This window comes from Cryobacterium fucosi, from assembly GCF_004403515.1.
Classification (GTDB): domain Bacteria; phylum Actinomycetota; class Actinomycetes; order Actinomycetales; family Microbacteriaceae; genus Cryobacterium; species Cryobacterium fucosi.
Genome location: NZ_SOHH01000056.1, coordinates 90086 through 103734, shown reverse-complemented (window position 1 = coordinate 103734; position 13649 = coordinate 90086). Strand labels below are relative to the sequence as shown.

10 protein-coding genes and 1 pseudogene are annotated in these 13649 nt (G+C 59.2%); 7 read left to right on the top strand and 4 right to left on the bottom strand.

The features are described from left to right. Positions 1–14: 14 nt before the first annotated feature. From E3T48_RS06530 to E3T48_RS06515, 4 genes and pseudogenes are all read right to left on the bottom strand, one after another. Positions 15–692 (bottom strand): annotated as a pseudogene (locus E3T48_RS06530) (DNA-processing protein DprA); the annotation flags it as partial. 21 nt (positions 693–713) lie between these two features. Further along, on the bottom strand, positions 714–1667 hold the full coding sequence (locus E3T48_RS06525) for an IS1595 family transposase (RefSeq protein ID WP_134523038.1): 954 nt from the start codon (positions 1665–1667) through the stop codon (positions 714–716). Positions 1668–1693: 26 nt separating this feature from the next. Beyond that, a complete protein-coding gene (locus tag E3T48_RS06520) occupies positions 1694–2029 on the bottom strand; it encodes a hypothetical protein (protein WP_134523036.1) in 336 nt (111 codons plus the stop codon). Positions 2030–2227: 198 nt separating this feature from the next. After that, on the bottom strand, positions 2228–3469 hold the full coding sequence (locus E3T48_RS06515; protein WP_134523034.1) for an AlbA family DNA-binding domain-containing protein: 1242 nt from the start codon (positions 3467–3469) through the stop codon (positions 2228–2230). A gap of 230 nt (positions 3470–3699) precedes the next feature. On the opposite strand from E3T48_RS06515, the gene E3T48_RS06510 reads away from it, so the two are divergent. From E3T48_RS06510 to E3T48_RS06480, 7 genes are all read left to right on the top strand, one after another. Beyond that, positions 3700–4047, top strand: a complete 348-nt coding sequence (locus tag E3T48_RS06510; RefSeq protein WP_134523032.1) for a sulfate permease — start codon at positions 3700–3702, stop codon at positions 4045–4047. 225 nt (positions 4048–4272) lie between these two features. Next, entirely contained in the window at positions 4273–4983 is a 711-nt protein-coding gene (locus tag E3T48_RS06505) for a hypothetical protein (RefSeq protein ID WP_134523030.1), read from the top strand. Between the two features lie 110 nt (positions 4984–5093). Next, positions 5094–6062 carry an AAA family ATPase gene (locus E3T48_RS06500; protein WP_134523028.1) on the top strand — a complete coding sequence of 323 codons (969 nt, stop codon included), beginning with the start codon at positions 5094–5096 and terminating at the stop codon, positions 6060–6062. Then, the gene (locus E3T48_RS06495) at positions 6055–8592 is read left to right on the top strand and encodes a S8 family peptidase (protein ID WP_134523026.1); all 2538 of its coding nucleotides are present in this window, start codon (positions 6055–6057) and stop codon (positions 8590–8592) included. Before E3T48_RS06500 ends, E3T48_RS06495 begins: the two co-directional genes overlap by 8 nt. 220 nt (positions 8593–8812) lie before the next feature. Next, positions 8813–10996, top strand: coding sequence for an ATP-dependent nuclease (locus E3T48_RS06490; RefSeq protein ID WP_134523024.1), 2184 nt, complete (start codon positions 8813–8815; stop codon positions 10994–10996). Next, positions 10993–12804 (top strand): UvrD-helicase domain-containing protein, encoded by a 1812-nt coding sequence (locus tag E3T48_RS06485; protein ID WP_134523022.1) that lies wholly within the window; start codon positions 10993–10995, stop codon positions 12802–12804. The genes E3T48_RS06490 and E3T48_RS06485 overlap by 4 nt, the downstream gene beginning before the upstream one ends. 561 nt (positions 12805–13365) lie before the next feature. After that, complete coding sequence (locus tag E3T48_RS06480) at positions 13366–13629, top strand: helix-turn-helix domain-containing protein (RefSeq protein ID WP_241986695.1); 264 nt, start codon at positions 13366–13368, stop codon at positions 13627–13629. Positions 13630–13649 lie beyond the last annotated feature (20 nt).

The following is a 13649-nucleotide window of genomic DNA, read 5'->3' as shown; positions in this document are numbered from 1 at the left end:
CGAGATTCGCGGGCCTACAGCGAATGACCGTGCGATTCGACACTGCGCATCAGTGGACGGTCAGGAGCTACTTGCAGTACACGAGTGCTGGGGCGTGAAGTCGGTTCATCGTCCAGCAGTCGGATGACGTCCGTGGCATCGGTGATCACATAAGCGCGCTGATCTTGAAGCAGCAGATGCGGACCTGCGCTCGCGGCAGACGTGATGGGCCCAGGTACCGCGCCGATAGCGCGGCCAAGCTGGAGCGCTTCGTCAGCCACCCGCAGGGAACCGGATCGAGCACCGGCCTCCACGATCACGCTCGCAGCCGAGAGAGCGGCAACGATACGTGCGCGAAGGAGGAAACGTTGGCGAGTTGGCGCGGTGCCGGGCGGCTGTTCGGATACCAAGAGGCCGTGGGTGCCGATGCGGTCCAACAAAGAGGAGTGACCGGCCGGGTAGAGGCGGTCGAGTCCGCTGGCGAGCACGGCAATCGTGCCGCCGCCGCATGCCAATGCTGCCCGGTGCGCTGATCCCTCGATGCCGTAGGCGCCACCTGCGACGATGACGCGTCCAGCCGACGCGAGATCACTCGCAAGTTCAGCGGCGACATGCTCACCGTACGCAGTGGCAGCCCGGGCGCCCGTCAGCGTGACGCGGTCCGACAGGGCGCCGCTCAGAAGCTCTGTCCTCCCGCGGGTCCACAGAGCATAAGGCGCGCAGTGCGTAGACGGTTAGCTCAGGTCGCGTTGAGCTTTCGGACCTTGGTCAGCGATTTGGCGGTAGGTGGTCGGCGCTTGTTGCGCGCCCAATCCGAGCAATGTTTGGAAGGCTGCCATGGGTGTGTTTCGCCGGTTGTAGCGGAACGTGAATTCGTTCATGTACACGTCCAGATGTTCGTTGCTTACCGAGCGGTGGGTGCCGCGTAGCCAGGTCTTGAAGTTGCTTATTGCTCGGTGAACGCGTGGAAGGACGGGGTCGGTATCGCCGATCTTCTTAGCAGCGCGTTGGGATCGTTTTCGGTGGTCATATCCGTTCTTCGTCAATCCGGTGTAACCCATCCAGCCGTCGGTATGCACGGTGGCGCCGGGGGCGACGTTGTCGGCCACGAAGCCGCACAAGGTATCGCCGGAGGCGTTGGGGATCACGGCCATCCTGACTCGCCCCGAGCCATTCCCGCGCACCTCCACCGCCACCGCGACCAGCGCAGCCTTGGCGATGAGGCTTCTCCCGCCGCGCCGGCCGGTCTCTCGGCCGCCGACTTGGCACTCATCGACTTCGACCTCGCCGGTCAGCAACGAGCGGTCGGGATTGACCATGGCCCGTCGCAGCTTGTGGAGGATGGTCCACGCCGTTTGGTAGCGGGACAGACCGAGTTGGCGTTGGATCTGCATGGCCGAAATTCCTGGCGTGGCCGTCGTCATCAGATAGGCCGCCCAGAACCACACGTGCAGCGCCGTATGCGTTTTGTGCAGCACCGTTCCCGCCGTCACCGACACCTGATAGCGGCACGCAGCGCATTCCCAGACCCCGCGACCAGCGACCTGCCACGGGACTCGCCCCTGACAACGCGGGCACACGTATCCCTCTGGCCAGCGGCACTCGAACAAGTAGTCCAAACACGTTTGCTCATCGGCAAATCGCGCCTGAAACTCCAAGATTGTCCGCGGAAAGGACGGTTTAGCCATTTTTCAAAGATACCTGAGCTAACCGTCTACGCACTAGGCGCGCGATCCCCGAGGTCGTCGACTGCTGTCGGCCAAACGGCGTCGCCAGGAATCAGCACCTCGAAGTGGCTGCGTTCGAGCTGTGCAACCTGAGCGGTCACTTGGTCGGGGGAGCTCTTCGAACGGATGCGATCTCGCCAGATGCCAGTCTCAATACGGTCCATACCGGGGACAGGGCCGTCCGAATCAGTAAGACGCAGAGTCTCGGCAGCGCCAACACGTCGCAGGAGCTGACCGGTCGCGGGGTCATCCGGCGCTGCAACGATCGAGAGGGCCATGCGAGCGATGCGATCGTCACGGCCGAGTTCAGAGAATGCAGACATCGGGAGGCTCCTTCGCGGTGAGAGTTCACCGTGGAGGTGCGCGGTATCGACCTTTCGCTTGTCGCGATCCTGAGCGACCTCGACCCATGCCCGCCCGACCCTACTCGGCGGCCCTCGTCGTCACAGAACGTCCGATGGGCCGCACTCCGTCACGAACAAATCCTCGATACGAACCATCTTGATGTCTACCTTTGGGGTCTAGCCATCTGCCTCGGGCGGCTCGGAAATCATATGCAAGTAGGTGATCCCGCCTTGATTCACGCAGTCTTCGGCCAAGTCATGAACTTGCCGTTGGAAGGAGTCATCGGATCCTGTCGCAGTGATTGTCGAGGAGACGGGGGTGAATCGCCGCAACGGCGTGGAGGCTCCGTCGTAGGTGAAGTTCGAGCCATCGACTGTGAGTATGGACAGCGGTTCGTCTCCAGCCCATTCGACACCGACTCTCACTTCGTATTCGTCAGTATGGAGCGCATCCGCTGTTGCCCGGATCAAGGCCATGAAGTCGGCTACTGCCCCTTCGATGCCGCGGCCCTCGACCTGCCATCCGTCAAAGTAGCCGTCAGCGCTCTTCCGGTGTCCGCCGACTGCGGACGCCAAAGTCACGGAGCCGTCATGGTGCACACTCGCCCAGGCTTCCTGCCATTGCTGACTGCCGGTCGCGGTGTTGACAGCAGTCCAGCGGCGTAGCCCTGGGCGTGGGTTGAGATAGTCGATGTTCTCGACCGGGTGGATGCCGCTGCGGTTCGAGTAAGTAAGCGTGATTTCCCGCGCGCGTTCGAAGATCTTCCGCACCTCGTCGCGGTCCGGGCGGGCGAGCACTGGAATGCGCGGATGCGCGGCGGCGATTAGCCATGCTCTTGTAGAGGTGTCGTGTTCCTCAACGGACTCTCTGTAGAGGCCGTCGAGAGCATCCGTGGCACGTCGCCGCTCGTTGAACCGCGCACGATACATGGCCTCGATCTGCCGCTCTTTCATCCATGCGGTGTCCGCGTCGTTGCGGATGGGTGCGCCGAAGTAGTCGTTCTTGTAGATGAGGTGTGGGCCATCCACGCTTGCCGGAACGCTCACGGCAACGGCTCGGGTATTGATGCCGAGCCGATAGATTTCTATACCAAACACGGGCGGGACGATCGCCGTGACGGCCACACTTCGATAGGCACGCTCATGCCCTTCGCTGAACTCGCCAGTGTCCGCACGGCCAGTTGCTACCTTCTGATTCTCCTTGACCCCATAGACGATCATTCCGCCGCCGCTGTTTGCCATTGCAGCGATGTCCTTGGGGACATCGGTCTGCGAGAGGTTCTTGATCGGGGGAAGCTCCGACTTCCAGTCCAGATCGTCAGTTTCGACCGCCCCGGACGCAACCGCGGCGTTAAGGATCTCGTCGGTAAGTATGCTCGGCGGCAGACCGAGCGCGCGGTGCAGCGGAGTGAAGCTCATGCCCCAAGGATAGGGATGACCGCCGACGTGGGATCACGCAGACCTGAAAGTGAGCGATTGGCACGACGGTGAAGGTGCGCGGTATTGACCTTCCGCTTGTCGTGCGTCAGGCGTACCCTTGTGGGCAAGGCGACTACATTCAAAGTTCGCCATCGCCCACGCGATGGCACGACGGCTTCCGGGCAGTCCATCAAGGTTCTTCGTCGCCGGACCACGAGAGGACTGTCGCCATGCTTCGACTCATCTGGATCGCCAGCATCCACATCCGGCAATTCATGCGCCGGTACATGCCGACGAACATCCTGCTGAACGCCATCCGCACCCGTCGTGGCCTCAGGTGGGGCTTCCCTGCGATGCTGCTTGCTCTGCCGTACCTCTATGTAGCGAGCTTGTGCACCGCGCTCATCGACAACGGGGGTCCCGGGTGGCTCTACCTCATCGCCCTCGTCTGCGTCTGGAACGCGCTCAAGTTTGTGTGGATCGGGCCGGTGAGCGTTGGCTTGCTCGTACGAACGCGGGCCGCGGAAAGCCGGGATGCGCATGCTTCTCGTCCCCAGCGCTCGTCTGCTTCGGCATAGCGCAAGGGCCACATTTGCACGCGACGGCTTCGATCGCTTGGGCGACGATCGACGCGTACGGTCGGGCTGAAATCTCGTGCGTGTCGGTCTGGTCATTTAGCGCTCCCAACAGCCGACGAATCTATATCGTTCCGAGAACACCTTGGCCGCTCAGACGCAAATCCCGGGTCGGGTTGTCGGAGGTCACCGGTAGTGTCCGAGCACACGAGCGAACAGGAAGAACCTATGTCATCCGATCAGTACCGCTTCCCCGTTGCGGTCTCGCAGCTGAGCGAACAAGACTCACGCGAATCACAGAACGCGCGCGCTATCGCCTGGCTTCTGGCGCAGAGCGGCGGGCAGATTGTTGTTGTAACGCCGCAGAAGCAGTTCGAGGGGGCGAGCCTCAAACGCCTCGTCGCGCGCGCAGACACCATCCACCTCACATGGCGAGCATTTTCCCCGGGGTCGCTCGCTCACCGTCGCGTCATCTACGCCTGGCCAGATCGCCAGCACCTAAACGACCTCTGGGGTGTCGATGCCGACGCACTTGTCGTCATCGAATGGGGCGAGGCCGAAACCGCGACGTGGATCGAAGACGTGCGACCAGTAGGGCTCCTCAACGGCCGCACGGAGCAGCCATCAACCCAATCCGATTCTGAGGCGGCGGTCGCGACACTGCCGAACGGCGTCGAGGAGATCCTCGAACACATTGCCGATTGGGCCGCCGGGTACGACTCCGGTCTGAAGTGGAACGAGGAAGACAAACTCAAGGCCGACATGATGAACTGCCCAGAGCGCTGGGTGTCGGTCACAGTTGACCAGGTCCGCGCCAAATGCCGGGCGTTGAAGATGCGACCCAACGACGTCGACACGGTCGCTGGCTTCCTGCAACGACGCAAGGACGGCCACAGGTTCAACGTGAGGAGCTCCTACCGGGACTTCCGTTTCGCGTAGCGCGCCCGCATGGGCTCGGAGCGTTGCTCGTGCGCCTCCAGTCACAGGAATCGGGAACCGATACCATGAGAGCAATCGACGATACGCAATAGTGGGGGAGGAGGTGCACCATGGCAGGACTCGGACAGCACATCACCGCGATGGTGCGCAGCCATGCGTCTGGTGACGAAGCAAGTTTCTACTCTGTGGCTCTTCAGATCGCCGCGCGAGAAGCCAAGGCGGGCCACCACGTGCTGGCCAACGACATCAAAAAGGCCGTTGATGCTTCTCGCGAGCGTGCGCCGCTTGGTAATGTCACGACTCTTGCGCAGCCGCGCGGCGAAATTGCCGAGCTAGTCGAAGCGACGCATCCCGACGTCCACTTGCGTGAACTGGTTGCTGCCCCTGATCTCGTTGCTCAGATCAAGCAGGTCCTGGCTGAGCAACGGCAGAGGAAGAACCTTCTTGATCATGGGTTCACTCCTGCGCACCGGTTGCTACTCGAAGGTCCGCCCGGAACGGGAAAGACCATGACGGCGGCCGTGCTCGCGACTGAACTGTCATTGCCGATGTTCACGATCCGGCTCGATAGCCTGTTGAGCAAATTCATGGGTGAGACCGCCAGTAAACTCCGGCTGGTCTTCGATGCCGTAGCACAGCGCCGCGCGGTTTACCTCTTTGACGAGTTCGACGCACTCGGCGGCGATCGGTCCGGAAACGACGTCGGCGAAGCTCGCCGTATCCTGAACTCGTTTCTCGTCTTCCTCGAAGAAGCAAGCCCCGAATCTCTCGTCCTCGCCGCGACCAACCACCGTGCGATCCTTGACAAAGCACTCTTCCGCCGGTTCGACGCAGTTCTTACCTATGCGCTGCCCGACGCACGTCAAGCCGCAGCGGTCATCAAGGCTCGACTCGGCACGCTTGCTAGCGGAACCAGCCTGGCGAAGCTGGGAGATTACACGTCCGGTCTCAGCCATGCTGAACTGGTCAAAGCAGCTGAGACAGCAGCGAAGACTGTCCTGATGCGTGGCGAGCGCGCTGTGGGGCGTGAAGATCTGATCGTGGCCTTGACCGCGCGTCGAACGGCGAGCCTTGGCTGAGGTCGGACGAGATCTCGACCACCTCTACGTTCACGGATACGCCGAGGCAGCAGACTTCCACCGCAAGATATCTCCGCGTGCTAAGCGACGCGTCGTCTCTCGTGGCGAACACGGGGCGGGGCTAAAGAACTCCGCCGAGGATGCATTCACCAGTTTCGACGCGGATTTAGATGAGCGGATACCTACTGACGATGAGCTTCGCGCAACTGGGACGGTGATCGTGCTTGAAGGGGAAGGCGCGACCTTCCCCCTCAAGATCGATTCTCTCAACGCATACACGAGCGGTCGTGCTCGGAAACCGAAATGGCTCCTGCTCTCGGTGCGGGGAGGTAGAGATAGCGAGCCGGAGTTGGCAACGGTGTGGGTCTCCGATGCCTATCGGCAGGAGTTTCTCAAGCTGTTCCAGGACTTCCTTGATGTAGAGACGATCAAAGGAAACCCGAAGAACCAGGATCTCATCGCCAACATTTCTCGGATTCGTCGCGCGGTGTTGTCGGACCTTTGGACCTCTGAAGGGGAACCGGCTCGTAGCGGCACTCATTGGTGGGAGCTGTGGCTTGATAGTGACAGTGAGCACCTCGCCACGCTCGATGGATTCGTTCAGACCTACCGGATGCGTTCCCTCTCTCGTTCATTGAGGTTGCGGGATCGCGTCATTGTGTGGGTTGAGGCCAGCTGGAAACAGCTGGAGATCTTGCCGTTCACGTCGGTTCCGATCATGGAAATTCGTAAACCCGAGTTCATCGACACGGTCGAGGATCTTTCTGCCGATGAACAGCTCGATTACGTCACGGACCTCGCTGGGCGCATCGTGCCTGCGAGTGAAGACGCGCCCGCCGTGTGCCACCTCGACACCGGTGTGATGCGTACGCATGCCCTTCTCCGAGACTCGCTCTCGATTGCTGACCATCACACGATTTTTGGCTCGGAAGCGACAGCCAGCGATGTGCACGAGCGTGGTCACGGCACTTCGATGGCTGGATTGGCATTGTTCGGCGATCTCGAACCGCTGCTCGTCGCGAGTAACGAGGTTCGTCTTCGTCACCGACTTGAGTCGGTCCGCATGTGGCCGACCAAGAGCGAGCATCAGCAACAGCCGCTTGATCTCGCTAGCGCAACCGTGCAAGCTGCAGCGTTACCGGAGGTTGTTAGTCAGCGACGACGAGTGTACTGCTTGACGCTGAGCACCGCTCCAGATCGCCCTGGTGAGCCCACTCTCTGGTCCGCTAGCGTCGATGCCCTCGCCGTTGGCACTGATAGCACTCGCGATGGTGATCAGATCCAACTGCTCTCAGAGCCCGACTTCGACCAGGCGCGTCTAATCCTCGTCGCGGCAGGCAACGTTGCTCCGCCATATATCGATGACCACCGGACCTACTCTGCGACATCTCCGATTGAGGATCCCGCGCAGGCGTGGAACGCTCTCACCGTCGGCGCATACACCGACCTTGTCGAATTGCCGACACACCCGCAATATGCAGGTTGGGCTGCGATTGCGGGAGCAGGAGATCTCTCGCCGCACAGCCGCACTTCTACGTTCTTTGACAGGAACCGGTGGCCAATAAAGCCGGACATTTGCATGGAGGGCGGAAACGTTCTCTCAGACGGTGCAGGTGGTTACCACGAGCGACACTCTTCGCTTTCGCTCCGTTCGACGGGGCACACGAGTGACGTGGCACTAACCTCGGCAAATGCCACCAGTGCCGCAACCGCCCAGGCCGCTCGGCTAGCGGCACTTGCGATGGATCGGTATCCCGCATATTGGCCCGAGACGATCCGAGGCATGCTTACGCACTCAGCAGAGTGGACTGAGTCGATGAAGCGAGATCTTGATGTTGATCACCGGAAGGGTTCACGTCATCATCTCCTACGCCAGTTCGGCTGGGGCGTACCTACCGAAGAGACAGTGCTCAACTCGTCTCGGCGTGCTGTCACGCTGGTTACTCAGGATGAGTTCGTTCCGTTTGAAGGCTCAAGCTATGCGATGCGTCAGTTCCGGCTGCATTCGCTCCCTTGGCCTACGGACATCCTGCAGGACCTTGGCGAAGCAGAAGTTCGTCTCCGCGTCACGCTGTCGTATTTTGTCGAGCCTTCGGCCTCTCGCCGCGGGTGGCGAAACAAATACACGTATCCGTCGCACAGGCTGCAATTTGACCTACAAGGTCGGACTGAGAACCAAACTGAGTTTGTGGCACGGGTTAACCGGGAAGCTCAGAACTCCGAAGAAGGATCTGCTCCCGGACAGAACGAATCCGAACGCTGGTTTTTGGGCGCTCAAGCTCGCCACCTTGGTTCTCTGCACCAGGACGAGTGGCACGGTACCGGTGCCGAACTTGCTCACTGCAACAACGTTGCTGTTTACCCGGTCGGTGGCTGGTGGAAGAACAACCACCGAGTTGATCGACGGGACACTCCTGTCCGATATTCTCTCCTGCTCTCGCTACAAACGAAGGAGCAGGGTGTCGACCTCTACGCTCCGATCGCCACACAGCTCCACGTCCCGATCGCAACTGCGATCGCGGCAACCTGAGCCTGACCGCTCAAGCTCTTTCGCAGCGCCGCGGCTTGACGCGATAGCTGGCATCCTTGAATGTATCGTTCGAGCTGAAGCGATCTGTCTCCTTGGGGCACCGCTCGGCGCACAAAGTCGCGCTACCAGGCATCCGGATCGATGAAGGAAAATGAAATCAACGAGGATCACAAGCGCGCATGCTGTGAAAGCCAAATGACAAGAGGACACCGATAACTCAATGCATATCTCAAAAGTGTCTCTCGTCAACTACCGCAATTTCGAACGCACTAACGTTCACCTCCAACCCGGCGTCAACACCATCATCGGAGAGAACGGATCAGGAAAGTCGAACCTTTTCCGTGCCATGCGCCTCCTGCTTGACGACACGTTCGCCACACGAAGGCACGACCTCGAAGAGAGCGACTTTCACCGTGGTCTTACCGACTGGCGCGGGCACTGGATCGTCATCATGATGGAGTTCGATAACGTCAGCGATGACGAGGCTGTCCAGTCGCTGCTACTACAGCACGCTGCCGAAGAGTCCTCGGGGGACACCGAACGGGCGACCTACTCACTGGTATTCAGGCCCAAGGCTGAAGTCCGCGACGGCCTCGCCGCACTGCAAGATGGGGATCGTGCTGGACTGGCAGAGCTTCGCGCCACGATTACCCTCGACGACTACGAACGTGTTTTCCTCGGCAAGATGAGTGTCGACCTCACAGACCGTGAAGAGTACACGCGCATCGTTGGTGACTTTGATGCGGTGATCTTCCCATCCGACAACAACGGCACTGCGCCTACATTTGCGGATGAGGTCGGGATCAAGATCCAGCGAGATATGTCGTTGTGGCGGGAGTTCTCGCTCTCCTTTGTTCCGGCACTTCGGAACGTTGTCGCCGACTTCAACGACCCCAGGAAGAACCCGCTTCGGACGCTCCTCGCATCCAAGAGTGAAGAGATCCCCGAAGGTGATTTCGATGACATCCTCAGAAAGGTTCGCGAGCTAAACAAAGATATCGAGAGCCGGGATGATGTTCAGGAGATCACTCGTGGCATCCAGAAAACTTTCAAGGAGACTGTCGGAGAGACTTACTCACCAACATCAATGCGGATCCAATCGGAGCTTCCGCTCGAGGCCTCTGACCTTTTCCAGTCACTCAAGCTCTATGTCGGCGAGCACGGCGACTCGGAACCGAGACGCCTGCACGAGATGAGCCTCGGCGGTGCCAATCTTGTCTTCTTAACGCTGAAACTTCTCGAGTTCGAGTATCGAACCGCGAGACAGGCAATCGCCAACTTTCTGCTTATCGAAGAGCCCGAAGCACACATCCACACTCACGTTCAGAAGACCCTGTTCCACAACGTCGCGTACGAGAACACGCAAATCATCTACTCGACTCACTCGACGCACATCTCAGAAGTGAGCGAGATTGAACGCGTGAACGTGCTCTCGCGCGAGGGCGAATCATGGGTCGCCCTCCAACCAGCGACCGGCCTCGACCCCGCAGACGTCCATTCCGCCGAACGCTTCTTGGATGCCGTGCGTTCCAACCTGCTCTTCGCAAGAAGCGTGTTGCTGGTCGAGGGTGATGCCGAGGAGATCCTGATCCCAAATCTCGTCAAGAAGATCTACGGCATCAGCTTGGACGAAATCGGTGTCAGCCTCATCAACGTGCGCAGCACTGGCTTTGAGAACCTCGGGAACCTCTTCCATGAGGATCGTCTGCGCAAGCGGTGCGCAATCTTGACCGACCATGATCAAGTCTTCTTCGACGCCGATCCGGATGATGGTGATACAGAAGTAGTCGCAAAACGGAAGCGCAGAGCTTTGGCTTCAGCCAAGGCTGGGGCCGCACGAAAGATCCGTCTCGATGATTTTGCGGCTGACAACGATTACCTCGATGTCGCGTATGCGCCGCACACTTTCGAAGTGGACTTCGCCGAAACGTCGGGGATCAACCGGGAAATTCTCAGCGCTACTGTGGACGAGGTTTATAAGAAGAGCGGGGAACGTAAGGTACTCAAAACAGCACTGGCAGACTCGGATATCGCGTCGTACGGCAAAGCGGCGCTTCAACTCGCTACTAAGGCGAAGAAGGGCTGGTTCGCACTCCTCCTCGGCAGATGGCTTGACACTGCCGACCTGGATGGCGGCCCTGTGCTACCCGGCTACGTACTTGACGCGCTCGGTTTCGCGGCTGCAGAGCTCCCGCCAGAGACCTGGGTGCGCATCATCGAGCACCGAATCGATCAATGGAAGGGCTCAAGGAGCACCACCTCGGATGAGGTCGCCGCAGCGCAGATGATTCTCGATGAGCTCAAGTCTGGGGATATTGATATCGAATCTGCTCTAGTGAATATCGAACGAGATACTTATGCTGACTTCCGTCTTATCGGCTTGGCACGAGCCTTCGGAAAATGACGTCAGGTTTGCAAGACCTCAACCCTGAGCAGCGCGCAGCGCTAGAAGCAGACGGCGATGTTCTGATCATCGCGTGCCCAGGCAGCGGAAAGACCCGGACCCTGACTCACAAGATCGCATCAGAGCTATCGCAGGTTTCATCGCATCGCGAATTCGTCGTGGCACTCACATACACGCACGTCGCTGCCGAAGAGATCCGAGACCGCATTGAGGCTATGGGGATCGACACCACCCAACTCTGGGTTGGCACAATCCATAGCTTCTGCCTCACCTGGATACTCCGACCATATTCGCTCTACCACGAAGCTCTTAAAGACGGGTTCAGTGTGATTGACACCTTTGAGAGCGAAGAACTGCTCGATGAGATTGCCAAGCGAAATCCGCCGCTCAAGGGCCAGTTTGACTGCAAATACTATGCAACCGAACTTGGCTTTTCTCTCGACAAGAGCACTCCAGAGGAAAACATCGATCCTCTGCGGTCGACGATCGCGGAGTACCACGAGCGGTTACTCGAACAGAAGCAGATCGACTTCGAGATGATGCTCAAGTTCGCCCACGACCTCATCACTAATCACCTGCCGATTGCGAAGCGGTTGGGCCAGCTCTTCCGGATTGTGGCGATCGATGAGTATCAAGATACGAGAGACATCCAGTACTCGATTGTCTCGAAGATCATCCGAGAACCAAGCTCGAAATCGCGGCTCTTCGTCGTGGGGGACCCCAACCAAGCGATTTTCGGTTCGCTCGGCGGTGTTGCCAAGACCGCCGGAGAACTCGCCGCACTGACGGGTCGCCCGGTGAATGAACTCGCGCTTCGGAGTAACTATCGTTCGTCGCAACAAATCGTCGAATACTTCAGCAACTTCGCAGTCGCTCCGATGGAGATAGAAGCTGCGGGGGAATGGCGAGACTGGAGCGGGCATCTCGTCCACGACATAAGCCTTGATAAGACGGAACTCGTTCAAGGTGTCGCCGAGCTAATTAGACACAATGTTGAAGTTCTTGGTGTCCCGTCTGAGCAAATCTGTATTGTTGCTCCCTGGTGGCTTCATTTGGCCTCGATCACCAGATCACTCGTACAAGCGCTTCCCGAGTATGAGTTCAATGGGCCTGGACTGTCACCATTCGGCCAGAACCTTGATAACTTCTGGTACAAGGTCGCTCGGATCGCACTCACTCATTCGGCCCCCGACATGTTTCGCCGCCGCATCCGATGGGCGCGAGAGGTCATCGAGGAACTCGCTACGGCTGGTTATGTTAGGGACGACCTGAGCGCGAGGGACTTCCTAAAAGCGACCAATGGAATCGAAGTGCCAGGGACGAGTGGAACACGGTTCCTTACCGAGTACTTTGATGCCTTCTGTGCCGCATTCGGCTTCGTGCCAAGAGTCGATTCCGAGCTCGCATTCCAGCGCGAGAGTTTCTTCGACCGAATGCAGAGTCGACTGGCGCGCATTCAGAAAGACGAAGGCGTCGACGTTGACGATCTCGAAACCTTCAGAAAGGTGTTCCGCCCACGAAACGGCATCGTGGTCTCGACCATCCACGGAATCAAGGGTGCCGAGTTTGACTCCGTCATCGCGTTCGGGCTACTCGAAGGTATCGTGCCGCACTTCGGCGAACCCGCGTCTGAGAAGACTGATGTCGCGAACAAACTGATGTTCGTTATCGGCTCCAGAGCGCGCAAGCACCTCTACCTCATCTCGGAAACTGGACGAGGTAATCAGTGGTATCCGAAATACCAGACCAGCGTCCTCAAAGGGCTCGCCACGTATCCCTACACTTCTCGTCTTATTACGCGGCTCTGAGTTATCACCTGACGTGCAGGCTATTTCGACTGAAACGGAATATGTGGGTGCGCTGCACCGCCTCGCCGTTGAAGGAGCATTAGAACCGTTTTGCGAGAGATGCCGGACTGATGGCGAGTAGCGCCTAGCCTCGCCGTCCTCATTCGATTTGGTTGGCACCTGGTATGAGGTGGTTGCGCCTTCCGAACGTACAAGACGGAATGCCACGATCCTCCTCGCTTAGCAGAGGGGACCAAAAGGGGACCAAAATCATGCAAACCAAGCATCTCTTGACGTTCCTCGCATGATCTGACCCGCAGAATCATGCGGAATCCAGCTCGAACCAAGCCGTTTGGACGCCTGGGGGTCAAGGGGTCGCAGGTTCAAATCCTGTCAGCCCGACCGAATGTCCCGGAGACTCAAGGGTTTCCGGGACTTTGTTGGTTAGAGATTTGACTACCCCATCACAAACCCATCTTTTACTCCTTCCTGGAGCCGCTGAGACGGCCCTCCTATCCGAGGCGCCGACGTCGTTTTCGGTCCACTCCGATCGTCCGGGATTGCGGTGCGCACCTCCTGGGTATGAGCATCCACGACGAATACCCAGCCTCCTCCTCGACTCCCTCCACCGACGCGTGGGGACTGGAACCCCTGATGGACATCGCCGAGTTGGCGTCCTACCTGGGCATACCGATCTCCACGGTCTACGACTGGCGTGTGCACGGCAAAGGCCCAACGGCCTACCGGTTCGGCAAACACCTCAAGTTCGCCATCTCCGACGTGCGGGCCTGGATTGCCGAGCAGCGGGAGCCTTCCAGCCCGCCCCGGCGCACCGATCGGCGGTGAGCTGAAATGTCGCGGCCACG